Source organism: Turicibacter sp. HGF1 (assembly GCF_000191865.1).
Classification (GTDB): domain Bacteria; phylum Bacillota_I; class Bacilli_A; order MOL361; family Turicibacteraceae; genus Turicibacter; species Turicibacter sanguinis.
Genome location: NZ_AEXQ01000012.1, coordinates 25185 through 51757 on the forward strand (window position 1 = coordinate 25185; position 26573 = coordinate 51757).

Genomic DNA, 26573 nt, shown 5'->3' on the forward strand with positions numbered 1-26573 from the left:
CTTCCTATTTACTATATCATATGAGAGATTTGATAGGAAGTCGTGTAGGATATTACTAGAAATTGTAAATCATTTGTTATTTCATAATCTTTTTAATTAATTTTAACTTGTCTTTGTACGGAGGGAACACAAGATTTAAGTGAATTTTCGTCGAGCGATTCACCATGCTTTTTTCGTAAGTGAACGTCTTAAAACTTGCCTCTCCATGATAACGACCCATTCCAGAACTTCCAACCCCTCCAAAAGGCAGTCTTGAAGACGCAACATGCGTAATGGTATCGTTGATACAACCTCCACCAAACGAAAACTGCGTGATTAATTGATGACTAAAGGCTTTATTTTCAGAAAAAACATAAAAAGCTAATGGATTAGGATGAGCTTTTAAACAACGCTTAATCTCATCCATTGATTGATAAGACATCGTCGGAAGAAGAGGACCAAATAACTCATCCTCCATTAAAGAAGAAGTTAAGGTCACCTCTTTGAATACAGTAGGTTCAATAAAACGATCTTCTAAATCAACAGCTCCACCCATCACAACCTGATCACGATTGCCTTCTATTAAATCAGCTAAACGCGACGCATGACGGGTCGTTACAATACGTCCAAACTCAGGATTTGATTGAATGTTATCTCCGTAAAATGACTTAATGACCGTCTGTAACTCTTTTAAAAAAGCTTCATAAACGGAATGATGAACCATCACGTAATCAGGGGCAACACAGGTTTGACCAGCGTTCATAAATTTTCCCCATGCAATACGCTTAGCAGCCAACTTTAAATTCGCTGTTTCATCTACAATTACAGGTGATTTTCCTCCAAGTTCAAGTGTAAGAGGTGTTAAATGATGGCTTGCTTTTTCCATCACAATCTTTCCAACATTCACACTTCCGGTAAAGAAAATATAATCAAATCGTAAATCAAGCAAAGCCTGATTCACTTGGTAATCACCTGTCACCACTGAGACATATCGAGAATCAAAGGCTTCCTTTATTAAACGAACCATAACTGATTCAACATGTGGTGTAAACTCAGACGGTTTTAAAACCGCAACATTTCCACCTGCAATAGCCCCGATTAAAGGTTCTAATAACAGTTGCACTGGATAATTAAAGGGACCAATAATTAAAACAACACCATAGGCACTTGGAATAATCAAAGACGTTCCAATTAATTGTGCCGCTTCTGATTTCACACGTTTAGGACGCGCCCACTTCTTTAATCTTTTTAACGTATAATCAATAGAAGCGTAAATAAAACCTATCTCGGTTGAATAAGCTTCAAATTCATTTTTTCCTAAATCAATCTTTAAGGCTTCTTGTAAGTCCACTTCATATTTTTTAATCGTTTCTTTTAATCGTTTTAATCCTTCGATTCGTACAGAAAGTGGAATATTCCCTCCTCGTTGCTCAAGATAATCTTGATGCTGAGTCAAAATATGATTTAATTCTGTCTTCATTGATTCTTGTTTCTCACGATGAGTTTGATGGTTCGTTAAATTAGAATTTAATGCTTTCATCTTTGTCGACCTTTCATTTGAAAAAACCCTTCTAAATAGAAGGGTAATCATTTTTTTATTTTCTTTTATAACGTCGGTTTTCCTTTTTATTAATATAAACACCCGCTAACCCGGTAATAATAATTGAAATAATCGTTACAATTAAAAAGCCATATTGATTTTCTTGAAATGGCACCGGGACGTTCATCCCCCAGAAACTTGATACAACCGTTGGAACCGCAATAATCACAGAAACAACTGTCAAAAACTTCATGACCATATTCAAGTTATTTGAGATAATCGTTTCAAAGACATTTAAGTTGCTATTTAAGATATTTCCATAAATCTTTGACATGTCTATGGCCTGCTTATTTTCGATAATCACATCTTCAAGCATCTCAGCTTCTGGCGTATCTGATTTTTCAAGCTTAACTAGACGTTCAAGGACGATTTGGTTTGAGCGAAGTGAGGATGACATGTATACTAATGATTTTTGTAAGTCTAGCATTTCAATTAAATCTTCGTTTTGAGGCGTTTGGCGAAGGGCACGCTCAACTTGACTACTTTTTCGTTCAATGACACGTAAGTATCCTAAATATTGAATCGAAATCGTATAAAGAATTTGGTAAATATGACCATTAATACTTTTCGTTTGGGTCTTTAATCGCTTACTAAAGACACTTAACTCTTGTGTACACAGTGTTAATAATAATTTATCTGTTTTTACAATTCCTAAAGGAACCGTTGAATAATATGTATCAGACTCATATGAAACAGGGACGTCAACAATGATCATCGTGAAGTTATCTTCGATTTGAACACGAGAACGTTCCTCCTCATCGAGTGCCGTAATAACTGTTTCAAACTCAAGGTCATGCTCTTTACACATAGCCTCAACCTCTTGATGCGTTGGATTAATTAAATTAATCCATTGAAACCCACTATTCGTCAGTGAATTAACAAAATTCACTTCATTTCTCATCGAATCACCTCTTACATTTTCACACCTAAGAACGTTTCACCGCAAACATAAGTGTGATTAATTTAATTGTCCGTATGGGAATGGAATCTTCCACTTATGTTCACCTCCAAAAGCATGATGCTAACGTTTTAAAAACATAAACTACTCGATCGTAATTAGTGTTTGCACACGCTAGACTAAATATAACAGGATAATTTTTTTCCTTTTAAAGTATACAACTATTTTCATAAAATAACCACCTTGAAGCGGAAGTTTTTTCACGTTTCGACATTTTAATTATTTTCGACACGATACCTTACCCTCAAACTCCCTATAATTGGAAGACTGCGAAAGGAAATCCGAAAAGATACGGAGATTTTCTTAACTTTTGACATTAAGTCGGATATAATGGTTATATTACAATTTTGTTGATTTGAAAGGACGTGACTATTTAAATGACTTCTGAAAAAGTTCATACACCCGAAAAATTAGTTCCTGAGGTTACTAGTAACTTGCGTAAAAATTTTGTTCGCGTTCCTGAAGTGATTCGTAATTGCAGTGGAATCCGTATTTTTGGTAAACGATTAAAATCATTTATTTTTACAACTGATGTTGCAATCATAAAAAATACAAATGCTGATGCTGTTATTGCTGTTTATCCATTTACCCCACAACCTACTATTACCCAAGCCATCTTAACAGTCTCTGACATCCCTGTTATCTGCGGAGTTGGTGGAGGATTAACTCACGGAACACGTTCTGGAAACATTGCGCTTCACGCTGAATTCCAAGGTGCAATTGCCGTTGTCTTAAATGCACCAACCCCACACGAAACCATTAGGTACGTTAAAGAAAGTATCGATATTCCAGTTGTTGTAACCGTTGTTTCGGAATCAACAGATGTTCAATCTAAAATTGAAGCGGGAGCTGACATCATTAATGTCAGTGGAGGTGCCAATACCGCGGCCATTGTTCGTTCTATTCGTCAAAAATTCCCAACTATCCCAATTATGGCAACGGGTGGACCAACAAATGAATCAATCTTAGAAACCATTGCGGCAGGAGCAAATGCCATTACTTATACACCTCCAACAAATGGAGAATTATTCCGTGTTAAAATGGAACAATACCGTGAAATTGAAAACAGTGGTCAAACTTATCAATTAACACCCACTGAAAAAGAAGCATTAGCTGAATAAGAAAAAAGCTCTGATAATCTCAGAGTTTTTTTTATAAATGTCCCTCTCCTCCTTCTTAAACCGTGCCATTTCTCCTTTCCTTTGAGTAATTTATATTAGGCATCAAATAAGGGGGGAAATTTGTGAAGATCCATAGATTAATCGTAAATAGTACAAATAGTTTGAGCATTGAACCAATCGATTTCCATTCACTAACACTCCTCGTTGGAGTCTCAGGATCAGGAAAAAGTCAAGTTCTTCATTATATTAAAGAGTTAACCCAACTGTTACAAACTGGACAAACCAAGACACTCGAATCTGGGCACTACGTCCTTGATTTTGAATACAATGAGCACCTATATACTTATGAAGTGACACTTGATAACTATCATATCATCAATCAAGATTTAAGTTCTAGAGAAGGTGCCTTATCCATTCCACTACAAATTAAAAACATCAACGAAAAAATTCGTTATGTTCTTCCTGTTTCACTCATCAGACAACAACAAATTAAAGAAAACTCACTAAACTTCTTAAGTGATAACACCTTAGAAAGACTAGCCTATATTTATCAATTTCAAAAAGGGCGTTTCGATATTCTAAAAGCCTTATACCAACTGATATTTGAAGAAGTCGAAGACTTGACCTTTGAAACAATTGAAAATCAATATGTTCTACGTCTAAAAGATAAATCAGGTGCTACGCTGACGCACCACAACTTATCAGATGGGATGCTTAAAACACTTATCTACTTAAGTGAAGTAACCTTAGCTAAACCCGGAACAGTCTTATTAATTGATGAATTTGAAAATGGTTTAGGCCTTAATTGCTTAGGACTCATTCTAGAAGAGATGATTCAAAAACAAGGAATTCAAATGATTTTAACCAGCCATCATCCCTATATCATTAATAACATTACACCTTCTTGTTGGGTCATTGTTCATCGAATCGACTCTATCGTTTCAAATAAAACAGCAATCGAACTCGGCATTGGTCAAAACAAATACGATGCCTTTTTTGAACTCATGAACCGACTTGAATACGAAGGAGTCTTCTAACATGAATCTCTACATTCTCGTTGAAGACGGAAAATCTGGTCATAAAATCATCGATAACTGGATTGGCAATTTAATGCCTTCTCTCACACGAGTTGCCACTGTTAATGAGGTGACTGACCAAAATTATGTCATCTTTAGTGGGCTCGGTTATCCACGTCTTCTTGGAACAGATCCTAGCTCACCTTCTCGAAATATTCTAGGACAAACCATTGAAACCATCAATCGAAGTCATAAATTCAACTACCTTCTCATCTTCTTAGATGGAGATGATGAAGGCGTCATGGCTCGTAAACAGATAACAATTAATAAAATCAAAAACTATCCACATGCCTTATCTTGTCCCTATCAAATATTCGTTCAAAATAAATGCATTGAAACCTGGTTACTCGGTAATCGTGACTACTTCCCAACCAGTTACAGTAAAGCCTTTGCCCCTTTTGCTAATCATTATAATGTGGCAATCCAGGACCCTGAACTCATGGAAAAAGATAATCGTGGCCTCGTCAGTACAAATGCTCTATATCATGAACGATACTTAAGACAAATGATGCAAGAAGTCGGTCTTCACTACATGAAATCTCGGGCTCATCCTGTGATGTATAGTCTTGAGTTCATTGAAGGCCTTCAAAAAAGAGTTTTTGAAACAGATGACTTACGAAGTTTAAAAGAATTTTTTGAGTTCATCCAAAAACTAAATGACACGACTTTAGCCCCTAACGGCCAGTGACGGGCTTTTTAACGCTCATCTTTAGACCGTACGAGAGATGAGTCTTCATGATTCTAATCCTTTCATCTCAAGAGAAAGGATTAGGCCGAAGTCAATCAGGTTACTTAACATCGTACTTTCCTCGCGATACTTATAGGTAATCTAAATTTTAAATCAATCAAAGTTTTCTAAAAATCAAGAAAACTTATCGTCACTGATATAGGATAAAAAATAAAATATAGTAAAATGACAACAAAGACTATAAAAGCGAGGGAAGAACATGCAAGCACAATGGACCATTCAATTAGACACCCATCTCTACGGTTGTTTCAATACATCCTTATTAATTTGCGAAGAAGACAATGCTCGATACGCGACTGATGAAGAACAAATAGACTTTTTAAATCGCCTCATTCAAATTGACTTAGAAGAATTAAAAGATGCTTATTTAATCGAACGATTAGATATTTTTAGAGAACATCTAATGGCTTTAAATTTCACACCAGAATTCTTCCATTGTTGGAATGAAGTAGCGCCTAATAGCTATACAGAATATTTAAAAATTGAGCATCAAGAGAATAAAAAAATCGTGGCTTGCTTTAAAGTCAACACGACGCAAGGGATCAAAAATCAGGAAATCATCGATCTTGTGGGTGAGATTGAAAGTATCAGTGTAACCAAATATGAAATTGCAAAAGATTCTAAAATTGGATCCATTAAACTTCAACTATTAGATTTAGGGATTCATGAATTAAAGGCATAAAAAAGACGGGGTGAGTCCCCGTCTTTTTTCTATTCTTCATCTTCAGTTAATGTTTTGCGTCCATAGAACACATCTTTATCAATATGATTATATTTTTTTCCAATTAAAACAGCTGTTGTTAATGTTCCGTTTACATTTAACATCGTACGTCCCATATCTAAAATCGGATCAACCGCAATAACTCCTGCAATCAGTGGGAAATAAGCTCCCATTCCCATTCCTGATAACACAACTGAAATCGCCATCGTTGCAGACCCAGGAATTCCAGCAATTCCAAATGAAGCTAACGCAATCACTAAGACTAACATCGCAATAAAGCTTAAATCAATCGGTGTTCCCGTCATGTTAGCTACCATGACCGCGACTAATGCAGGATAAAGTCCCGCACATCCATTCATTCCAGCATTAGATCCTAAACTTCCAACAAAAGTAGCCGTTCCGTTATCAAGTCCAACATTATCGGTTAGCTTTTCAATACTTACAGGTAATGTTCCAAGACTTGAACGTGAAGTAAAGGCTAATACTAAGGCATCTAATACATTTTTAACGTAACGGAATGGATTTAATCCATTCATTGCAATTAAGATTAATTGCACCACAAACATCACAGCGACTCCAACATACAGGGCAATAATAAAGTCAAACACTTGTCCTAAAGCTGACATTCCACGTCCCGCAATCGTATTTGCTAGTAGGGCAATCACGGCATATGGCATCCATTTGATGATTGTCATCGCAACACTTAAAATGATTTTATAGAAAGCTTCTACAAAATCAATAAATGGCTTCACCACATCATAATACTTTTTCGTTTGACGTTTCGTCGCAATTCCTAAAAAAGCCGCAAAAATAACAACTGCTACCACATTTCCTTCTGCCATCGCTGCAATTGGATTAGATGGAATTAGCCCACGAAGTGTATCAACAATTGAACTCACTTCACGAATAGAAACATCACCCTCCATTAACGTTGTGCTAACCCCTAACTTAAATAAGTTTCCAATGATTAATCCAATAATCGCCGCAATCGTTGTTGTTCCAACTAACGTCAACAAGGTTCTAGCTGTCATCGCTCCTAAATTTTCTCCCTCTTTCATGTTAATAATAACACGAATAATTGAGAAGAAAATAAGTGGGACAACTAACATTTTTAATAAATCCATGAATCCGTTTGCCACTAATCCATACCACTTATTAATTTCTGCAATAAATGGAACATCCATCGGAACATCTGGGAATCCGCCTACAACTTGAATTAATAATCCAAGTACAAGACCAATCGCAGTTGCCGATAACATACGTGTTGAAAATTTAACTTTCTTTTTTTCAAATTGCTTCATCACAAAGAATAAAGCAATTAAAATCGCAATAAAAATAACCGTTCGAATATCGGTTAAATATAAGAAATCTGTAAAAAATGAACTTGTCATCCGTTCACTTCCCTCCTATTCAATTTGTCAAGTGTCTTTTATTTTACAATGATGCTTTTAATTTAGCAACTAATATAATAACTATTTTTCATAATAATGATTAACATTCACAATCATTAAGTCATCTGATTCAATACAAACTTCATTTTAAACGAATCAAAATAGCATCTTAACCTTCCTAGCGTGCTTTATATAGAATACCCCAATCTGATACTTTAATCCAAATTGTGATTGATAACAAATAAAAAAACCATGATTATCATGGTTTTATTCCATTTCGGTAAGAACCTCTCCTTCCACCCCTTGTAATAATTCAAAATAATACCCAATCAAGACTGTATCATCGATGTAAGAAGATTCTTTAACGCAGATACGGTATAAATCAATTAACTTTAAACATTCCTCTTGTGATTCTACCTTATAAAACGGTTGATTTAAATCTTCACTATTGCCGGTGAGTAAATTTCCTCCAAGATAGACTTCTGTTTGATCAACTACATAAAGAGAAGGTAACTGTTCAAGCCACGTCTCATTAATAATTTTAAAATTCGTTCGTCGTTCAATATGTGTCACAGATAACTCAGGTTTTTGACAACATAAATAATATAAGACACCACAGACCATCGTAATTAAAACAAAAAGTCCGACTTTAAATGGAAAACGAAGAGAAACAATTAAAAAAACAAGCGTCAATCCAACCAAAATCAGAGTCGCTAAAAATTTTAATTCCTTCACTAATTGAATTCGTTCTAAGTCAACCTCAATTTTTAAGGACCGATATAAAACTTCATGAAATAAATGATAAAAGTAGGAATCCGATTTTTCAAAGATATGACTCGTCATCGTGACGTCGACTTCAACTTGAGGTGAAAATTGAAATTTCGCAAACTCATCTGGATTAACTTCACTAACATAGAGTTCTGTTTTTTTCTTTGAAGCTCCTAACCGTTCCTTAACCTCTTCAAGTGAACACGATTTTAACGATTTAAGATTAGAAAAATCCATTGCTATTCCTCCCATCCATATCTATTAACTAGCATCACCTTTTCGCTTGGGATGGTTTTTTAAATTGTACAATAAAAGTTAGTTAAAAGAGACCTCATGAATACCTAGTACGATGCTTATTATTCTGCCATCTCTTTTCCTCCTTTATACTAATATATGCGATGACACATAAATTTAACCCTCCCTTTCTTCATGCTACTCAACCTCCATCCTAAAAATCATCCAGATGACAAACATCAAATCTAATTCTGAATCCTCACCTCTTTTAATCTCATATTGTTGTTCATTACGCCAAAAATTATAACGATACTGCACTTCAAATAAACACGCTCCTGACAAATTTTAAATTTGCCGAGGTTCCTTACTTTCACTCGTTGCAATCACCTCTAAATTTGGTGAATAAAACACATAATTCTCCTCATCTTCTAACACATAACCTGACACTAAACCCGCTTCATTAAGCCCCTGAAATAACAGCTGATTCTGAACACTCTCAAAATAACTCACCAATTCATGATTCACGGTACACATACACATTCGCCTCGAAAAAAGATGACATTTCAAGTCGTGCATATCCCACTTTCTTATCTTCAATATAAATCGCTCGGTACTCATCCATCGCTAATTGACTGCCTTTTAAAACAATCTCCTCCCGCTCTTGAAGACATGCTCTCATTTCTTTGGCACTTAGGGTACTTCCTCTATCGAGCAACAATTCAAACTCACACATAACCATCCCAACACACGTCACAACTATCAAAATCAAAAGTCCTACAATTAAGATAAAGCGACCTATTTCAGAAAAACCCTCCCACCTCACTTCAATCACTCCAATATCTTAAAATTCAGTTCTCTAAATTTTATTGTTTTTTTGACATAAATATGAATTTTCATGAAAAACGATCCCTTTTTAACCAAAAAAAGAGCGAAAATTCGCTCTTCTATCGTTTACGTTTAATTAATCTTTCCACAAAGATGGCCATTGCCCCATCTCCAGTGACATTAGTAGCCGTTCCGAAACTATCTTGTGCCGCATGCAAAGCAATCATCAATGGCTTCTCAAAACTTCCAAATCCAAGCATGGATTCGAGTAACCCAAGAGCCGCCATCACACCACCTCCTGGAACACCAGGTGCCGCAATCATCATAATCCCTAACATTAAAATAAACGGAATATACATCGCTAGTGTTGGGGATTGTCCATTTAATAACAAAATGGCCATCGAGGTTAACACTAATGTCATGGTATCACCCGCAATATGAATGGTTGCAGACAATGGAATCACAAATTCACAAACTTCTTCATCCACATCATTCGATTTTGCACATTCGAGCGTAATCGGAATCGTTGCAGCCGATGACTGCGTTCCAACAGCTGTTAAATAAGCGGGGAACATATTTTTTAATAATCGAAATGGATTTTTACGTTTAATTCCCCCAGCTACCGTATATAAAATGATTAGATATAAAACCTGCAATCCAAATAAGACAAGATAAACCATTAAAAAAGATTTAATCGTTGTGAAAATGGTTCCACTATAACTGAGTTCTGCAAAAACCGAACCAATATAGATGGGAACAATCGGAACAATCACTTTTGAAATCACAGACATCATAATCTCACTAAAATCCTGACAGACTTTAAATAAAGAACTTTCTTTACGAGTTGAAAGCCCAATTCCAAGTAAAAATGCTAAAACTAGTGCGCTCATCACTCCCATAATCGCTGGCATTTCAATCGTAAAAATCGGGGTAATCGTGATGCCATCTTCCGTAAATAAGCTAATGCCTCCTATTAAAGAAGGTAATAATAATTTTCCAATTACGAAAGCCAAAAATCCTGCACTAATCGTTGAAACATAGGCCAGTACCGTTGTTAGAAATAAACTTCTTCCTGATTGATTTCCAAGCGATGCAATCCCAGGAACAATCAGTCCAATAATAATTAATGGAATCACAAACGAAATAAACGCTCCAAATAGACTTCGGAAAGTCGCCATGATGGCAATCGGTAAACTCAACTCGGTGGTGCGACACATCACCCCCAAACTGATTCCGATGATTAACCAAATTAAAATACGTAAAATTAATGGCATCTTTTTCATGCTTCTTCCCTCACTTCTTTTGAAATATTGTTACTATTATCTCAAAATTTACAATTTTTTCAACATTTTATTACCAAAAATAATATTTTTTTTTAAAATTTAAAAGGAATCTCTAATTCTGAGATTCCTTCTTTTTTTTATCAAATTGGGTTATGACCTCACTTTAACGTGAAGATCATGTATCTCCTCTTGTTTAAGATAAGCTAAATAACGTTTGGTTTCAGCTACCACAACCCCACTTAAAGCGATTAACGCAATTAAATTCGGTAAAGCCATTAATCCATTCACAATATCAGCTATTAACCAAACTGCATCTAATTGTAAGAAAGCTCCAAGTCCAATCATGATGATGAAAAGAATACGATATAGCGTAATACTTTTCACACCGAATAAAAATTCACAGCAACGCTCGCCATAATAGTTCCATCCTAAAATCGTGGTAAAAGCAAACAGCGATAAACACACCATTAAAAGTAAAGAACCTAAAGGCATCCCCCAGACAGTCGGTAACACAGAATTAAATGCAGCTTCTGTTAAAGCACCACCCGAAATCCCTTCAACCGTAAAGACACCTGTTACGATTAAACTTAAACCCGTTAATGTACAAATAATGAGACTATCGATAAAAGTTCCCGTCATCGAAATTAACCCTTGTTCAGCTGGCCAATGAGTTTTAGCAGCTGCTGCTGCAATCGGTGCACTTCCAAGACCTGACTCATTTGAAAATACGCCACGCGCGACCCCATTTCGAATAGCCATTGCTATCGTTGCTCCTGAAAAACCGCCCATTGCGGCTGATGGTGTGAAAGCACCACCAAAAATCATTTGAAAAGCTGGCAGAATGAACTGATAATTCACGATTAAAATAATAAGACAGATGATAATATAAGCCCCTGCCATCACAGGCACCACTTTTTCTGCAACTTTTGAGATAGCCGTAATCCCACCAAACGTAATAATCCCAACTAAGACAGCTAATAAAAGTCCAGTGATTTTTGCAGGAACATTTAATGTCCTTTGAATACTTGAAGAAATCGCATTGACTTGCGTAAACGTTCCAATACCAAGTAAAGCCACTAAAATCCCACTAAAAGCAAAGAATATGGCTAATGGTTTAAACTTTTTCCCCATTCCATTTACAATGTAATACATCGGTCCTCCCGCTACGTTTCCATTTTCGTCCACTTCACGATATTTAATGGCTAATACGCCTTCTGCATACTTCGTTGCCATGCCAAAGAACGCAGCTAACCACATCCAAAAAAGTGCTCCTGGTCCTCCCGCTGAAATCGCAGTCGCCACTCCAATAATATTTCCTGTTCCAACCGTTGCAGCTAACGCTGTACATAACGCACCAAAAGAAGAAATATCCCCTTCACCTTTATTATCTGCTTTAAAAATTAACTTCACCGCTTGAGGTAATTTAAATAATTGAATTAGCCCTAAACGAACGGTTAATAAGACCCCCGTTCCAACTAACAACGTTAGCAGTGGAGGTCCCCAAACAAAACGATTCATTTGATCTAATAACTGTACAAAATTCATCACTAACACTCCTTTTTTTACACCCAACTGGTTGTTTTAAAAAAGAAGGGAAATAATATGTCGATTTCCTGGGAAATTCCTGTTATTTTACCCCAACAAACAAAAAGAGTCACCTTTTTAAAGATGACTCTGGAGTTTGACGTTAGTAAAAAGAAGGGTAACACAAAAAATGCGTTCCCAAAAAATACTATTCATCCCTGTCCTTTTGCCTGAGAGATTGAGCGAGATTGCCTTGCCCCTTCGGCGCCTATTCAAATAGGTCTCTCCAGAGTTCCGTCCGCTTTACAGTCCTCACTTGATTAATCAAGTACCTGAGAGTATGACTCCTTCGGTGTTCCAAATTGGAAACTCTTCTATAAAACTTCAACCGGTGTATTTTCATTAAATTAAAATTAGAATAACTCATCTTGTCGTATTTTGCAAGAGAAATGAGTCTAATAAATTTTATTTAGCATCGTTTTCAGAAATAGAAACTGACTGAACTGAGATTTTGCTCATCATTTCTTCAGCTGAAACCATTGGAATCCATGAGTCATCTCCTTTTTTAAACATCACCCTTAATTCCTTTGCTTTTTGACCATCCTGCTGAACCACCATCCAAATCTGCGCTAAATCGCCTTCTTCTGTGATATCAATAACATCATAGGTTAAAGAAAAATTTTTATTCTCAAAATTTGAATCGGTACTTGTTAACAACGTCATCTCTAATTCCTGGACTTGATACATCAGTGAATCTAAACTTTTTCGTGGAGATGGAACCTCTCTTAATCGTCCCACTTTTCCCACGATTAAAAAACTGACAATCAAGATCCCCATGATTAATCGTCGATTCATTTTTTCACCTCTTTTAATATCCTTTGCATGATGAACCTAAATCTCATCTTTGAAACATTAAAAAGCTTTTATTTTAGCTGATTGTTCCTTAATTTAAAGTTCTACTCGTTCATCACGATACGAATCCAAGAATACCTTGTTTTAATTTATCTAAAATCTGTTCTTGAGTAGGAATTTTAAACGTCTCATTTAACCATTCTTCGGTGAGATCTGGGACCCACAATCCTTTTTGTTTCTTGAGCGGCAGATCAATGGTCTTGCTCATCATAGGCTTTTCAATTTGTTCATTTTCCATTAAACTCAAAATGGTATTAACTAACATGTCTTGGCCTCGTCCATTGAAGATATCATCAATTGTTCCAAAGAAATTGGTCAAGACTTGTTTTAAAATCGTCAGGCGTTCATTAATAATCAGTTGCAGTACATCAACAAAGGTTAAATCGACTGTGACATACGCTTCCTGTCCTTCAATCCGTGATCCTTTTATCTCATAGCTGATCGTTGATAAAACAGATTGTAATAAATCCCGCTCTTGATCCGTTAAAGTAAGCTCATCCGAGTTTAAAATTAAAGCATAATCATCTTCTTGAACTTTATCAAACATCACTTTTACGGTTAATTCCGGAAATACTTGCTGAAATTTTATATATCCCACCCCGCCAACGACCACTAAGACGGCAATGATTATCCAAATCCATTTTTTCATGACTCACACCCTTATCCTATCTTTTTATTCATTATAGACTTTTTTAAAGGATTTTATAGCCATTGCCTGTAAAAAAGAGATTAGTTACGCTAATCTCTTTTTTCTTCATCTTGATCATCTAAATCTTCTCTACGAGATGGAACAATGAGTAATGCCATCCCTATCACCACCAATATCATAGGAACTAGTAACATCTCCATAGTCGGAATCCATTGACATAATAAAAAGGAGACTCCAATCCCGAGACCGATGAGATTTCCACGTCGAATACCGTTTTCAAAAATATGAACTCCACACGGAATAATGATAAAAAATGCCCAAAATCCACTAAAGAACACACTAAAATCCCAAATCCTTAAAACATCACCCCCTACTCCAATTCCTAAAATAATGAGTGCTAATCCCCAAATTAAATCCGATAGTTTCAAACTCATAACAATCGCCCCTAACTTGTATTTACTACACTATATGTTAGATACTGTCAAAAAGTGACCTAATTTCTTTATTAAACTCCTTCATCCTCATCAAAAAACGTTAATAGTCCCCCATATATTCCATTTAATACAGCTTCATCGAGAACAATCTTCCACGAATCCTTTTCATAAATAAGATGAACCTCGACCGTCGTTGTCATCATTTCCCTCTCCTCGCTATGAATCAGATACGTCATGATTTGATGATAAGCCTCATTTAATTCTTCTTGATTGGGATGCCCCTCTTCATATAACGTTGCATTTGAGAATAAACGGTTGAAGATTTCGATATAAAATAATGGCATGACTTTGTCCATGTCTACATTTGTCATTTCCGTGTAAACGATAGCGCAATCCCCTTCATCTTCAACATCTAAAATTCTAAAATTAAACCGTTCAACCACTTGAGGCATCATTCGATCAAACGGGATATCGTTCGTAATTTTGGCATCTAAAAACGTGTTAGGATCTAAAATATTAACCCCAAAATATTTTTCAACCGTTCTCTCATCATAATTTTGAACCCCAATTAAAGCACTTGAAACCGCGCTTTTAATCGGTTCTCTCGATGAACCACACCCCGTTAGTAGAATGATCATCATCATAATTAAAACCTGTTTTAAACATTTCCATCCCATTTCATCACCTCCTCTATTCACTAACTATTCCTACTTAATATCCCCCATTTTCCCTCGACTTAAACCTAAAAAAAAGACTCCCATCTTCTTATAGAAGCTGAAAGTCTTTCATTTGATTCAATCTCTTTTAAACTTAGTTTTTCAATAATAATCTTAATTCCTTATAGAAAATTTACCGATTGTAAATATTCCTCAAGAGTTGAGCAAAATCTTTTTATCAAAAGATTTCCCTTTAAATACTCCTTGGCTGTTATTATTCTAACTCATCTTCTGCTGCCATTGACCATCCATAGGTATCCGCTACTGGAATATAGCGAATTACTTTATCAGTTTGATTTAAACGTTTTTTCAAATAGATACTTAAGTTGTGATCGGTACAATAAATATAGCATCCTTTTTGTCCACGAGTCATTAAGGTTCGGTATGTATTTTTTATGATTTTGTCTGCTAACTCTAAAGCTTCTTCAGGATTTTTTTTATACATTCCTTTTAATCCTTTAATGGATTGGTCGGTGCTAGCTCGTTTAAAGAAATCTGTTACAACTTGACCATTTTCATAACGCATATCATCCCCAATAATCACACCAACATAGTCGAATTCAAGTCCTTGACAGGTATGAATACATCCTGCTTCTTTCACTGAGGTTGGATCAATGGCCCATGTTGATGAGTTTCCTAAATTCCAACTCATTCCGAAATGATGCTCTTTAATTTCGATATCTTTATGATTCGTATTATTACGACCGTCTTTTTTCCATTCCCAACAATATCCCGCTACAATTCGTGCTTTATTATTAATCACATTTTTCTTTTCAATTAGGTCTCTCATGACATTCGGATCATCCACCACTTTAATATCATAATCAAATTCGAATCCATCAAAGTTTGCCGTTTGTTTAATTTCTAATACATCATCTAACCAAGACAGGTATCCATCTGCTCCATTACATCTAAATTGAGAATCTAATTTCATTTCATAAACATCCGCATTTAACTGACCTGCAAAGAATCTAATGGCCTCTTTACTCCCCGCATCTGATACTGTTACCCTTTGATTTTCATCTATAAAGAAGATTGAAAATTTAGCGGCATTAATAATTTCTTTTGTTTGATTTTCTCCTTTATTTTTAAACATCCCAGACTTTTCATTTAACCGATGTGCTTCATCCACAATTAAAACATCAAACTCATTTTTATCAGATTCATAATAACACCCTGAACCTTTAAATAAATTATTTATGTATGATTTTTTATGATTTCCTTGAAGTTTCTCACAATAAATCGAACGAGGCGCACTATTTTTCGTAATATACTGACTTACCATCTCCTCTGATGTCAATTTAACTAAGAGATTTATAGCAAGAACAGATTTACCTGTGCCTGGCCCTCCCTCAACAATTAACACATTTTTCTTATTACTACGATAAGAATCGCGAGCTAACTCTAGTGCCTCTTCATACACCACTTTTTGAGTATCTATCATAATAAATTCTTGATTTCCTTGAAGCATTGAATTTAATGAATCTTGTAAAGACTTTGAAGGACGAATTTTTCCATTTTCAATTTTATATAAAATACGCTTTCGATCGGAAAGTTTAATATATTTCTGAATAAATGATCTAAGTTTTAATACATCACCTTTTACGTAGACAGGGGCACGGTCAATATAATCTTGGTAATGTTCGTTTATTAAAGCATCATTCTCTTCAAGAACATAATTGTGTAAATAGGCACAAGGATATAAACTTACCTCCCCATTTTGAACTGATTCATTATAATTTTCAATTAAACTTGCATATGACCAAGCTTGATACGATGGATGGGCTGTTTCAGTTACTCCATGAGCAAATCGAGTTTTAATAATTCCATCCTTCATTTCAACTAATTCAGAACTTTCCCACTGCTTGAGTTCCACAATAACAACAGAATCATTTTTTTGCTCATCCATTCCAGTTAAAATGAAATCAATTCGCTTTGAAGTGGTTGGCACCTTATACTCAATGGCTACGCCTGCTTCACTAGGAATGTCATCTGTACTTAAAACCTTATACATATATTGCATCGAATTATCCCAAGAACGTATTTCATTTTTTGATGTACGTCCTATCTTTTTCTGATAATTCTCATAAATTTTCATCGTTAATTCATCATTTAAAATATGGTTTAAAAATTCACTTTTTGTTGCTTCATATACTATCATTTATATTTACTCCTAAATGTCATAGTTAACTCATTATATTCTACACTACTTGAGACTGTCTATATTCTTCAGCAATCATAGTTTTATTAAATTCTGCCGTTGGATCAATTTCTGTAACTATTTTTTCTAACTCATCAATTGATACATTAAAAAATTCTTTTCTTAGATTAATTTTATTAACCCTATTTTTTTCAAGAATACTATGTAATTTTTGTTCTAAAGCAACTGCATCATCTGAAAAAATGAAGCTATGTACATCGAACATAAAAGGCACACTGGCATCACTTAATTCCTTTACTCTATCCATAGGCTCTAACCTTCTTGTCATACCCACCTTAAAAATATTCTCTCCAAACGACCCTAAGTTACTAATTATATACACATTTCTAGCTTTTCCATTTTGACGTTTTATAATATCGTCTTTCTTCTGCTCAACATCAAACAATTGTCTTTGTAACTCTTCAATTTTATTATTTAATTGAGATAATTTATCTTGATTATCCGTAATTAACAATAGCTCTTTAACTTTATTAATCTCTCCAATATATTTAGCCTCTTCCTTTTCAACCTGTTTTCTTTGTTGTTCAAGTTGTTTTCTCTCCTCAACTTCTTGCTTCATATTTAATCAATAACTCATTAATAGTTTTTTCATTTTCTTTATAGGCTTTTCTTAAAGATTTCACATCCATAGAATGGATTTTCAATACAACTGTTGGACACAAGTCTTCTAACTCAAGTGACTCTAATTCCGATAACTCTTGATAATTATTAATAGAGTATTCTACTGCTCTATATAATTTCTTTATTTTTTCTAATTTATTTGTTTGAGTATTAATTTGTTTTTCTACTTTGTCGACCTTAGCTGTGGCATTTTCTATTTCATCTTCTAATTTCTTTAATTCTTCTTTTTGTTTTAATTGTTCATTAAGTAAATCTGTTATTGACTCTACTGCTTGTTTTTCAGCATCTTTTATTATTTCGTTAATCATAACTTCTTTATTTTCTATTTGATAAATTAGATGACTTAAATGTGCTTCATAATTAATAATTTCTTTATTTAATCTATTCACCATCTTCAAAAGTTGTGATTTTTTAAAACTTAATATTACGGCAAAAATTAATGAAAAAAATAAAAACCATCCCATGTATAAAACTGCAATAAAAACCTCATTATAATACCATTTATTCAGTCGATTTATAACTTGTTCATAAGACAATACCATCTACATATTCCCCCTTTTCTGATTTCTTCTAATAATAGTTTATCACATAATTTTACATGCAAAAGAATTATACGGGTAATTATCAATTCAATTTTCAAAAAGACTCCTCCTATTTAGAGAAAGTCTTTGGTTTATTATTTCTCATGAACAAAGTGTGGAATACAAAAAAAAAACGTCTCAACAATGTGAGACGTTTTTTTGTATTAATTAAATTTTCTTGTTTGACGAGCCAAGATTATTTTGACAATCAATGAAAATAGGGCAGGTCCAACTAAGTAAGCTAGCATAGCCAGTAGCGTATAAGCGACTTGACTATGTTTTTGAATTTCATGAACAAAGGCAAATGGAACATTAAAGGGTTCTCGAAGTAACATAATGTTTGATCCAAATAAAACATTTAAGATAATTGATATCATGGCTCCTATCATAAAATAAACACTAAAATAAACATAAGTTTTTCGGTTTACTAAAGTTTTTTGCTGTTTTAAATACATAAAGCTTAAATAAATCATAGCCGTATGGAAGAACAGACTGTATAAACATAAGTAATGCCAAATGGGATATCTCATGAGTGACGTTGTCGGGAAAATTAAAAATCCAATTCCCCCAAGTAAAGCACCCATGATAATAAAGGCATCACCGAGTTTTTTAAACACGCCTTTTCCATAGCCACTAAGCCATAACGCATATATAAACAATGAGCAATACGATAATGGGAACCATGCATCTAACCAGGTATAGCCGAAATAAAAGTTATAGCCAATTTTAATGAGCTCGAGAAGGGTGATGATAACCGCTAAGATTTTGGTTAACTTCATCACTGTTTTCCACTGCATCTTTCTTGAGGCAAGTAAACACACACCTACTATCACAAAACAAACCAATAATGAGATAAGATGGGCGCTTGTAAACATCCCTGCACTTGGATATTGATCCAATGGCGCAAAAAATGCCGAACTCATTTGTTTTAGCATCCTTATCCCTCCTTAATTTCAGCTATTGTTTTTGCTTTACTATGTTCAATGGGTTTCCATTCCACTTTTTTAAATAAAGCCGTAATCGTAATAGGAATATACGTTAACATAAATAATGGGAATGTGAAAATATACAGAACTTTTTTGAAGTTCGTCGTGTGAATTTTATTCCACTGCGTAAACGTTGTTAACGCTCCGATGGCAACTAACGTAAAGTAAATATTAATAATCATTTGCTGTAAACTACGAATAATAACAGCCACTTCATAACGCGAGAAATCCCCCAATAACAGAGCCAATCCATTAAATAAAATACTAAAAATAGTTAAGAAGATAGCTGGGCTAATGACCATAAACATGTCAAAGCATGATGAGTTTTTTCGAAGCGCTCCCTTCATTAAATTCCCACCATATTGACGAAAGACTTGGAAAAATCCTTTTGCCCAACGAAGACGTTGTCTAAATGATTGTTTGAATTTAATTGGTTGCTCATCATATAAGACGGCATTTCGGCAATACCCAATTTTTTCGCCTGAAAGAACATTATCTACGGTGAATTGAATATCTTCTGTTAACAAGAAAAATTTCCATCCGTCATATTTTTCAATAATACGACGACTAAAGAAGAAGCCTGTTCCAGAGACAGCGCAACTTGTTCCAAGTAACATACGTCCTCGATTTAAATATTCTGATTCCCATAAAAACCAGATGGCGTATCCCGCTGAAATCCAATTATCACCAAAGTTTTTGGAGTTACGATAACTCGTGATGATGTCATAACCATCGGAGAACGTTTTATTCATTTCTAAAATATAGTTTTGATCCAAAACATTATCCGCATCAAAAACAAAATATCCGTCAAAACGCTCATTGTTTCTTTCCATCTGGTCTAGTAAATATTCCATCGCATAGCCTTTACCAATTTTATCTTGATTAAAGCGTTCATAGACGACGGCTCCTAGATTTCTTGCAATTTGAGCGGTATTATCCGTACAATTATCTGCGACAACAAAAACCGTTACGTTGCCCTTTTGATACGTTTGTGCCTGAATACTCTCAATCAAATGGCCAATCACTTCTGCCTCATTTCGTGCAGCGATTAAGACGGCAAAATGATGAGCTTTTTCTTCTTTATGCGGTTTATCTTTTTGAACTAAGGCCGTTGCTACATATAGAAATTGATAACAATAACAGACGAAAAAAATTGCTGCCACCGTAAAGTTAATCATTATTAGTTTTTCCATAAATCTCTCCTCAATATGACTTAGACATGGTTGTCATTTGTATTCGTTTAAGTTAGCTCTTTAATCTTCATCATAATAGGTGTTGAAACAGATTTATTTGACATGGCTCTATCTCACATTAAAATAAAGACATCTCAAAATCACTCTATTTGACAATCCTCTTTCTGTTTAAAATTCGAGCGATTGTGACAAACATACATGATAACAATATTTTATTGAATTGACAACACATTAACTTAAACATTCTATAAACAAGCGCTTTCTATTTTCAATATTGGTGCAAGAATTCATTATTATAATTAAAAAGATTAGAATCTGTTTTAAAAATAAGTTAATTTTTGAGTTTCGATTCTCGTCGACAATTTGTGTCATTGCTGACATCTAGACTTATTTTAGAAAGCTTAGCCTTTCAAATCAATAGTTCACGTCATTTCTATACAAAATCACTACTATATTCACTATTTTGCTACATTTTTTATACATTTATTAAAATTTAGGTCCATTTAGTTTGGATTGATAAAAAAGATTCTATCCTTAACTTAACCTATCTTATATGAAGTATTCTTATTTTTAATCTTGATTTTGACGGAATCTAAAATAAACCAGTAAGTTTTTTCGACATTTTTCTATCTTTTCTAAGAATTATGCTTTAAAATATAGGATGATTCTTTGATTATAATTCATGATCTAAATAAAAAAGCTTGCCAAAATGCAAGACTCTAATTAACGGATTATGAAGGAGGGATTTAAAATGAAACAGTTTAATCTATTTAAGATTTGCATTGGAATCTTAACAGCCTATGGTATTCTCACTTGGACGAATAGTCAAACGTCTCAACTTCTATTAAGTATCCTAGTGACAGCCCTTTGGTGCGTGGCTTATTTTTTCATAACCAAGCAAATCAATGTCAAAAATAAATCCAATCTAAACCTTATTGTTTTTTTAATCACCTTAATTAGTGTCTCATATTTCAATTTTACGATTGAGAGGCCATTACCCTTTCTAACACAATCTTATTCATTAAGTTTTGTTGCGAGTGAGGGACCTGTTCAAATTTCTCAAATGAATGTAAATCATCAAAATTTGGATTTAAGTACTCTAACGACAGACAATGATTGGATTTTTAAAGAAACATTAGCAAGCTCTAATGGTACTCCTTTAACTCTATCCAACCTAAAAAATGAGTTAATCGGCATCCAACTTTTAAAAACGAGTGGAGCTGGAACTCTTTCTATTTATCGTAACGATCATCTCGTTAAAACCATTCATTTAAATAGTACAACAGAGAACGATTTAAAAATTAAAGTGTCACCCGACTATCCTATTTTATTAAACCTCGCTTATATGGGCTCGCTGATGGCTTTTTATCTCATTTTAAGTTATCTGGTGGCTTTTGCTGGCAAACTGACACAAAGGTTCAATGTTGAAGCTTTATCACCTGAAATCATTGGATATGCTGCACTGCCTATCCTCCTCATCACTTTATTTAAATGGACCGGACTTGCCAATGTCTCTTATCGTCCTCTATTATTAATGATTTTCTTCATTTCTATAACGGGAAGTGAAATCGGATTATTTAAAAAAGTAAAAATGAAACACAATGATTCATTCATCAAGTGGATTCGTATTTTCTTCTACTTAATACTCACTTCGATTCTGACCATCTTAGTGATGCAAATCATTTACTTTTTCCCAAACTTTGATATCACCATGACATGGATTGCACATCATATCAACTTAATTTTCTTGGCTTCAACAATTGTCTTTAGTATTAGTTTGGCATTATATTGTCTTTTTAATCACTTAATTTTAGCAATTAGCTTATCAAACCTCTTATTAATTGTCGTTGGCATTGCGAACTACTATAAAATGCTTGTCGTTGGAGAACCAATTTATCCGTCAGATATGTCTATGTTATCGCAAATGGATGAAATCGTAGGCTATGTTAAAGAAATTTTATCGCCAGCTCTGATTGGTGGATTAATGGCTTTCATCATTGGTCTAGCTATTCTTTCCGTCTTCACACGTAAAGGAACAAAACTAACACTCAAATCCCGTGTCATTGGATTAGTTTTAGCACTTTTTTATCTCGCCTCAACCTTTTACTACGATAAAACATTCATGAATCCGATCGTCACTAAGACAGTGAATTTCTCAAAATGGAACCAACTTTCAAACTATCAACAAAATGGCTTCCTATTTGGATTTATCACCAATCTTCAAAACGACTTGATGATTAAAAATGAAAACTATAGTGAAGCCAATATGCAACAAATCACTGATTATTATACTGAAAAAGCAAAAGAATATAATCAAAACTTAACGAATACCCAAACACCTAATGTGATGGTCATTGTCAGTGAGTCATTAAGTGATCCAACTGTGTTTAATCAATTAACATTTAGTGAAGATCCACTTCCTAACTTAAGACAATACATGCAAACTTATTCATCAGGGAACATGTTATCACCTTTTAAAGGCAACCGTACCGCAAATATTGAGTTTGAATTTTTACTTGGCTTTACAAACTCTTTATTACTAGAAGGAACCGTCCCATTCCAACAAGCTTTAAGTCAAAAAACAGAGATTCCATCGATTGTCTCTTACTTTGATGATTTAGGTTACTCTTCAATTGCGATTCATCCAAATAATGCAGCCTTCTATAAACGAAGTCTCGTTTATCCAGCTCTTGGATTTGATGAATTTATGTCAATTGATAAAATGACAGCCCCTGAATATATTGATAGTGGGAAATATGTAACAGACGAATACGTATTTAATCAAATGTACGACCATTTACTAAACACAGAAGGTCCTACCTTCACGTATGGATTAACCATGCAAAATCACATCCCTATCTTTGATGAGAAATTCGGTCCAACGTCCATAACCGTTACAGATTCATCTGGAGTTGAAAACAAGGAAATGGAAACTTATGCAGAGGGTCTAAAAGAAACAGATACTGCCTTAAAAGACTTTATTACCAAAATTGAAAACTATGATGAACCAACGGTTGTTGTCTTCTTTGGAGACCATTTAGTCAACTTCTCATCCGATATTCATGCTGCTCATGGATACGTTGATAAAGATCCAAATGCACAGACAGCTAAATTATTCTATGAAACACCTTTATTAATTATGTCAAACATCCAAGACTTTAACATTGAAAACATTTATGATGTCAGCCCAATCTTTATTGCTCCCCTAATCTTAAAAGAGCTTAATTTGCCACTGACACCTTTCCAAATGTTCTTATCTGATTTATACGAAGAATTCAGTGTGTTACATAACAACTTTAAAATGGATGCTAACCAAAACCAAGTTAATGAATTAACAGCAAAACAACAACAACTTTTATTAACCTTTGAATTAATTCAATACGATATTTTAGAAGGTTCAGAAGACTTACTTCCTACTTTCTTCAATGTCCCTGAGTAAACTAAAAAGCGTATCAGATCGCAATGGCTTGATACGCTTTTTTTCTTATTCCACCGTAAATGAAATCTCCTCATTTGGCTTTTTATTTTGACAATTTTCCCTTATATCTCATCTATCTTCTTCCCCTATCCATTTTCTGAGCGAGCTTTTTAACAATTTCTAAAATAGCTAATGCATCACGACTCGCACTGCGTGGAAAGACATATGGGATATCGAAATAATCACAAATACCTTCAATTCCTAGTTTTGCAGGACTTGGATATAAATCATGAAAACAATAATAAATTAATTGAAATAAGCAAAGTGTTTCATAAGACTGATTTAACCACACCCCATTTTGACGACACGTATGAATTAAAACGCCTTCGCGCTTGGTCATCACATGAGATAATAAATTTTTTCCGACTAAATGAGCTTGTAACTCTTCATTAATACTTAAAAAATCAGGCGCCTTTTCAAACATCGATTCTTCATAGCCCATCTCAAGCACTTTTTCACTCAGTGGTTGTTTCGAATAAACTAATGTTTGATACACGACTTCTCCCGCTAAATTCACTAGCGCAACATCAATGAGCATCATCATCTTAGAATGTTTAGATTCATTTCCATATGCCATCAAAATTAAAGCATTTGGGTCATTTAAAAATTTTTCAAACTGCGACTCGAGTCGTAATTTTCCTTGTTCATGTGCAACTTGTTTCCGAACTTCTAAGCACGTTAAACAAAGGCGCTCCTCTAATCTCCCCTTCTTTAATGTCATCTCTCCACATTGGCAAAGAGCAGACTGAGGGATATCATCTAAATGAAATACTTTAATTTCTTTAACGCATTTCTTTCGGTTACGGCTCCCCATCTTTTTATAAACACCCACAGGTTGTAATCCAAGCCCCACCACATCTAGTCTGTAATGTTGTGACAGTTCCGTTAACGAATACAACTGACCACTTTCTTTTACCTCGATTTGAGAGAGTCGAGGTAACAAAGAGATTTCATTTACGCCATCACTACATTCTAGTGAAATATACGCCTTCATATCTTGAATCGGTAATCTTCTAGCACGTGATTCATCAAAAATTTGTAAATGTCCCGTTAAATAAGACTTAATGGCACGTTCACTTTGCAAATAAGATTCAACCGTTTCCAACGTCTGATGCACCAAAACCTTTTTAACATAAGTCTCTTCTTCAAAATACCCGTGTATAATCGTATACCACTTATTCTTAATCAAAGAAGGCAGGATTTCTGACGTTTTAGGAAGATAAAAGACGCCAGACGCTAACTCTTCATCTGATAATTTCTCAATGCCCCATCCAACATGAGTATAATCTTCTAGGTACGTCAACTCACCTTCTGATGATGCCACCTCATAGACAAAATAATCTTCTTCATTACTCGCAAATTTCGGAACAGTATAAATGCCATGGCCAGTTCTAACAAGACATAAGTAATGATTCACAGCTGATTTAAAATAAGATTCTTGTTCACACGGCATTTCATCCATAAAATGACCATTTGCATAAACCTCAATTTGACCATTGTCATATTCTAATTTAAATAAAATTCCTCTAATCCACTGTTCATAATCACGAGCCCCAACTTCTGATAAATACATGTTTATTCTCCCTCGAATCAAATTCCTTTTTTTGACAGTTTATAACATAATATTACCATACTAATCCTTCATTTCCTATCTTTAAAACCATAAAACCTAACTTATGATTTTGTTTTATTGTTTTTTTAAACAGATAATTAATAAATTTTCAATCCTTAAAATATTTTTCTTATTAAAATAATAAATTTTACATTTTTGGCCTACTCAATCGTAAGTCTCACGTCATACTGAATGATGTTATCATCTCATTCAGCTAACCATGATCTCTTACTTAAAATAGAGTGGATTTAACTTAAACAAAAAAAAACTCTGATAAATATAGTTTAAAAATGTTTCATTCACATTTTTAAACTAAACATTTATCAAAGCTTTTAAATGATATTGAGTAATGTTTTATTAGAGTATTTTTTCGTTTATGAACCATAAGAATTTGGGTAATTTTTTCATAAACAAATAGGATGATAGCGATGATTTCCTACTTTGGGAGAATAAAAAACCATCTGCTTGCTTCACATGATTTAACAAGTATTGTCCTATTTTGGGATACAGGCCAATACTGAGTCATTTTCAATTCATGGATGAAAAGGCATATCATACGATTGGGAGGCCATACGATGCTTTCATCTCATAAATGATCACGACTCTAATCCAAAAAGGATTAGGAATTAGGACTTTAGTGCCATTGCTTGAGTCCTAGATTGAAATGAATGAGTAGCCTAGATCATAACGTTTTTGAGATGCTTTATGATCAGGTCCAATAAAGAATCCGTAGATTCAATGACTGCAACCTCACACTACCGCAAACAGGTGATTGCCATTTTATCTAAAAACAGGTGTCATTAAACATAAAAGAATCTATCTTACCTTCTATGGCAACTAGCTAGCATCATCATCTTGAGTTAAGCCCTGTAGCTTGGCGTCCTTAAATTTCCTTAAGTTTGTCTATTTGATTGCATGTCCTACGATTTCTTCATGTTTAAT

Annotated in this window: 23 protein-coding genes and 2 riboswitches; of the genes, 5 read left to right on the forward strand and 18 right to left on the reverse strand. The window is 34.3% G+C overall.

What is annotated here, in order from left to right:
* Nucleotides 1-76: 76 nt before the first annotated feature.
* Entirely contained in the window at nt 77-1519 is a 1443-nt protein-coding gene (locus HMPREF9402_RS01300) for an aldehyde dehydrogenase (protein WP_006783817.1), read from the reverse strand.
* Between the two features lie 55 nt (nt 1520-1574).
* The gene (locus tag HMPREF9402_RS01305; RefSeq protein WP_006783818.1) at nt 1575-2480 is read right to left on the reverse strand and encodes a magnesium transporter CorA family protein; all 906 of its coding nucleotides are present in this window, start codon (nt 2478-2480) and stop codon (nt 1575-1577) included.
* Nucleotides 2481-2914: 434 nt separating this feature from the next.
* Here HMPREF9402_RS01305 and HMPREF9402_RS01310 point away from each other — a divergent pair, with 434 nt between their 5' ends.
* From HMPREF9402_RS01310 to HMPREF9402_RS01325, 4 genes are all read left to right on the forward strand, one after another.
* Nucleotides 2915-3658: a hypothetical protein gene (locus HMPREF9402_RS01310; protein ID WP_006783819.1), complete on the forward strand. Its 744-nt coding sequence runs from the start codon at nt 2915-2917 to the stop codon at nt 3656-3658.
* A gap of 122 nt (nt 3659-3780) precedes the next feature.
* Nucleotides 3781-4695, forward strand: coding sequence for an AAA family ATPase (locus HMPREF9402_RS01315; RefSeq protein ID WP_009606232.1), 915 nt, complete (start codon nt 3781-3783; stop codon nt 4693-4695).
* A 1-nt stretch (nt 4696) separates the two neighbouring features.
* Nucleotides 4697-5422 (forward strand): hypothetical protein, encoded by a 726-nt coding sequence (locus tag HMPREF9402_RS01320; RefSeq protein WP_006783821.1) that lies wholly within the window; start codon nt 4697-4699, stop codon nt 5420-5422.
* Nucleotides 5423-5681: 259 nt separating this feature from the next.
* On the forward strand, nt 5682-6164 hold the full coding sequence (locus tag HMPREF9402_RS01325) for a hypothetical protein (RefSeq protein WP_009606236.1): 483 nt from the start codon (nt 5682-5684) through the stop codon (nt 6162-6164).
* A 29-nt stretch (nt 6165-6193) separates the two neighbouring features.
* Here the strand turns inward: HMPREF9402_RS01325 and HMPREF9402_RS01330 are convergent, their stop codons facing one another.
* The 15 genes from HMPREF9402_RS01330 to HMPREF9402_RS01400 all read right to left on the reverse strand — a co-directional run bounded on the left by HMPREF9402_RS01330 (nt 6194) and on the right by HMPREF9402_RS01400 (nt 20541).
* Nucleotides 6194-7594 carry a cation:dicarboxylate symporter family transporter gene (locus HMPREF9402_RS01330; protein WP_006783822.1) on the reverse strand — a complete coding sequence of 467 codons (1401 nt, stop codon included), beginning with the start codon at nt 7592-7594 and terminating at the stop codon, nt 6194-6196.
* Nucleotides 7595-7861: 267 nt separating this feature from the next.
* Nucleotides 7862-8599 carry a hypothetical protein gene (locus HMPREF9402_RS01335; protein WP_006783823.1) on the reverse strand — a complete coding sequence of 246 codons (738 nt, stop codon included), beginning with the start codon at nt 8597-8599 and terminating at the stop codon, nt 7862-7864.
* Nucleotides 8600-8941: 342 nt separating this feature from the next.
* Nucleotides 8942-9130 carry a hypothetical protein gene (locus tag HMPREF9402_RS01340; protein WP_009606241.1) on the reverse strand — a complete coding sequence of 63 codons (189 nt, stop codon included), beginning with the start codon at nt 9128-9130 and terminating at the stop codon, nt 8942-8944.
* Nucleotides 9111-9419, reverse strand: a complete 309-nt coding sequence (locus HMPREF9402_RS01345; protein ID WP_229040030.1) for a hypothetical protein — start codon at nt 9417-9419, stop codon at nt 9111-9113. Before HMPREF9402_RS01345 ends, HMPREF9402_RS01340 begins: the two co-directional genes overlap by 20 nt.
* Before the next feature lie 121 nt (nt 9420-9540).
* Nucleotides 9541-10704, reverse strand: a complete 1164-nt coding sequence (locus HMPREF9402_RS01350) for a dicarboxylate/amino acid:cation symporter (RefSeq protein WP_006783826.1) — start codon at nt 10702-10704, stop codon at nt 9541-9543.
* A 150-nt stretch (nt 10705-10854) separates the two neighbouring features.
* On the reverse strand, nt 10855-12249 hold the full coding sequence (locus HMPREF9402_RS01355) for an alanine/glycine:cation symporter family protein (RefSeq protein WP_006783827.1): 1395 nt from the start codon (nt 12247-12249) through the stop codon (nt 10855-10857).
* 187 nt (nt 12250-12436) lie between these two features.
* A riboswitch (glycine riboswitch) is annotated at nt 12437-12528 on the reverse strand.
* Between the two features lie 165 nt (nt 12529-12693).
* Nucleotides 12694-13083 carry a hypothetical protein gene (locus HMPREF9402_RS01360; protein ID WP_009606234.1) on the reverse strand — a complete coding sequence of 130 codons (390 nt, stop codon included), beginning with the start codon at nt 13081-13083 and terminating at the stop codon, nt 12694-12696.
* A gap of 112 nt (nt 13084-13195) precedes the next feature.
* The gene (locus HMPREF9402_RS01365; protein ID WP_006783829.1) at nt 13196-13789 is read right to left on the reverse strand and encodes a hypothetical protein; all 594 of its coding nucleotides are present in this window, start codon (nt 13787-13789) and stop codon (nt 13196-13198) included.
* Between the two features lie 89 nt (nt 13790-13878).
* Nucleotides 13879-14223 carry a LiaF transmembrane domain-containing protein gene (locus tag HMPREF9402_RS01370; protein WP_006783830.1) on the reverse strand — a complete coding sequence of 115 codons (345 nt, stop codon included), beginning with the start codon at nt 14221-14223 and terminating at the stop codon, nt 13879-13881.
* Between the two features lie 71 nt (nt 14224-14294).
* A complete protein-coding gene (locus HMPREF9402_RS01375; protein ID WP_006783831.1) occupies nt 14295-14900 on the reverse strand; it encodes a hypothetical protein in 606 nt (201 codons plus the stop codon).
* 253 nt (nt 14901-15153) lie between these two features.
* A complete protein-coding gene (locus HMPREF9402_RS01380) occupies nt 15154-17100 on the reverse strand; it encodes a DUF2075 domain-containing protein (RefSeq protein WP_006783832.1) in 1947 nt (648 codons plus the stop codon).
* A 40-nt stretch (nt 17101-17140) separates the two neighbouring features.
* Nucleotides 17141-17719 (reverse strand): GIY-YIG nuclease family protein, encoded by a 579-nt coding sequence (locus HMPREF9402_RS01385; protein WP_009606235.1) that lies wholly within the window; start codon nt 17717-17719, stop codon nt 17141-17143.
* A complete protein-coding gene (locus HMPREF9402_RS01390; RefSeq protein WP_039930635.1) occupies nt 17703-18323 on the reverse strand; it encodes a hypothetical protein in 621 nt (206 codons plus the stop codon). Before HMPREF9402_RS01390 ends, HMPREF9402_RS01385 begins: the two co-directional genes overlap by 17 nt.
* Before the next feature lie 203 nt (nt 18324-18526).
* Nucleotides 18527-19297: a TMEM164 family acyltransferase gene (locus tag HMPREF9402_RS01395; RefSeq protein WP_006783834.1), complete on the reverse strand. Its 771-nt coding sequence runs from the start codon at nt 19295-19297 to the stop codon at nt 18527-18529.
* A gap of 2 nt (nt 19298-19299) precedes the next feature.
* The gene (locus HMPREF9402_RS01400; RefSeq protein ID WP_006783835.1) at nt 19300-20541 is read right to left on the reverse strand and encodes a glycosyltransferase family 2 protein; all 1242 of its coding nucleotides are present in this window, start codon (nt 20539-20541) and stop codon (nt 19300-19302) included.
* A gap of 751 nt (nt 20542-21292) precedes the next feature.
* Here HMPREF9402_RS01400 and HMPREF9402_RS01405 point away from each other — a divergent pair.
* Nucleotides 21293-23980: an LTA synthase family protein gene (locus tag HMPREF9402_RS01405; RefSeq protein ID WP_009606239.1), complete on the forward strand. Its 2688-nt coding sequence runs from the start codon at nt 21293-21295 to the stop codon at nt 23978-23980.
* Between the two features lie 112 nt (nt 23981-24092).
* Here HMPREF9402_RS01405 and HMPREF9402_RS01410 read toward each other — a convergent pair whose 3' ends face one another.
* Nucleotides 24093-25592, reverse strand: a complete 1500-nt coding sequence (locus tag HMPREF9402_RS01410; protein WP_009606243.1) for a hypothetical protein — start codon at nt 25590-25592, stop codon at nt 24093-24095.
* An 868-nt stretch (nt 25593-26460) separates the two neighbouring features.
* A riboswitch (cyclic di-GMP riboswitch) is annotated at nt 26461-26545 on the reverse strand.
* Nucleotides 26546-26573 lie beyond the last annotated feature (28 nt).

Excerpts from the sequence above, each read along its gene's own strand:
- HMPREF9402_RS01360 (WP_009606234.1), bottom strand. The coding sequence starts at position 13,083 with ATGAATCGACGATTAATCATGGGGATCTTGATTGTCAGTTTTTTAATC.
- HMPREF9402_RS01410 (WP_009606243.1), bottom strand. The coding sequence starts at position 25,592 with ATGTATTTATCAGAAGTTGGGGCTCGTGATTATGAACAGTGGATTAGA.
- HMPREF9402_RS01405 (WP_009606239.1), top strand. The coding sequence starts at position 21,293 with ATGAAACAGTTTAATCTATTTAAGATTTGCATTGGAATCTTAACAGCC.
- HMPREF9402_RS01320 (WP_006783821.1), top strand. The coding sequence starts at position 4,697 with ATGAATCTCTACATTCTCGTTGAAGACGGAAAATCTGGTCATAAAATC.
- HMPREF9402_RS01390 (WP_039930635.1), bottom strand. The coding sequence starts at position 18,323 with ATGGTATTGTCTTATGAACAAGTTATAAATCGACTGAATAAATGGTAT.
- HMPREF9402_RS01355 (WP_006783827.1), bottom strand. The coding sequence starts at position 12,249 with ATGAATTTTGTACAGTTATTAGATCAAATGAATCGTTTTGTTTGGGGA.
- HMPREF9402_RS01365 (WP_006783829.1), bottom strand. The coding sequence starts at position 13,789 with ATGAAAAAATGGATTTGGATAATCATTGCCGTCTTAGTGGTCGTTGGC.
- HMPREF9402_RS01380 (WP_006783832.1), bottom strand. The coding sequence starts at position 17,100 with ATGATAGTATATGAAGCAACAAAAAGTGAATTTTTAAACCATATTTTA.
- HMPREF9402_RS01330 (WP_006783822.1), bottom strand. The coding sequence starts at position 7,594 with ATGACAAGTTCATTTTTTACAGATTTCTTATATTTAACCGATATTCGA.
- HMPREF9402_RS01325 (WP_009606236.1), top strand. The coding sequence starts at position 5,682 with ATGCAAGCACAATGGACCATTCAATTAGACACCCATCTCTACGGTTGT.
- HMPREF9402_RS01340 (WP_009606241.1), bottom strand. The coding sequence starts at position 9,130 with ATGTGTACCGTGAATCATGAATTGGTGAGTTATTTTGAGAGTGTTCAG.
- HMPREF9402_RS01400 (WP_006783835.1), bottom strand. The coding sequence starts at position 20,541 with ATGGAAAAACTAATAATGATTAACTTTACGGTGGCAGCAATTTTTTTC.
- HMPREF9402_RS01335 (WP_006783823.1), bottom strand. The coding sequence starts at position 8,599 with ATGGATTTTTCTAATCTTAAATCGTTAAAATCGTGTTCACTTGAAGAG.
- HMPREF9402_RS01370 (WP_006783830.1), bottom strand. The coding sequence starts at position 14,223 with ATGAGTTTGAAACTATCGGATTTAATTTGGGGATTAGCACTCATTATT.
- HMPREF9402_RS01375 (WP_006783831.1), bottom strand. The coding sequence starts at position 14,900 with ATGGGATGGAAATGTTTAAAACAGGTTTTAATTATGATGATGATCATT.
- HMPREF9402_RS01350 (WP_006783826.1), bottom strand. The coding sequence starts at position 10,704 with ATGAAAAAGATGCCATTAATTTTACGTATTTTAATTTGGTTAATCATC.
- HMPREF9402_RS01310 (WP_006783819.1), top strand. The coding sequence starts at position 2,915 with ATGACTTCTGAAAAAGTTCATACACCCGAAAAATTAGTTCCTGAGGTT.
- HMPREF9402_RS01385 (WP_009606235.1), bottom strand. The coding sequence starts at position 17,719 with ATGAAGCAAGAAGTTGAGGAGAGAAAACAACTTGAACAACAAAGAAAA.
- HMPREF9402_RS01300 (WP_006783817.1), bottom strand. The coding sequence starts at position 1,519 with ATGAAAGCATTAAATTCTAATTTAACGAACCATCAAACTCATCGTGAG.
- HMPREF9402_RS01305 (WP_006783818.1), bottom strand. The coding sequence starts at position 2,480 with ATGAGAAATGAAGTGAATTTTGTTAATTCACTGACGAATAGTGGGTTT.
- HMPREF9402_RS01395 (WP_006783834.1), bottom strand. The coding sequence starts at position 19,297 with ATGCTAAAACAAATGAGTTCGGCATTTTTTGCGCCATTGGATCAATAT.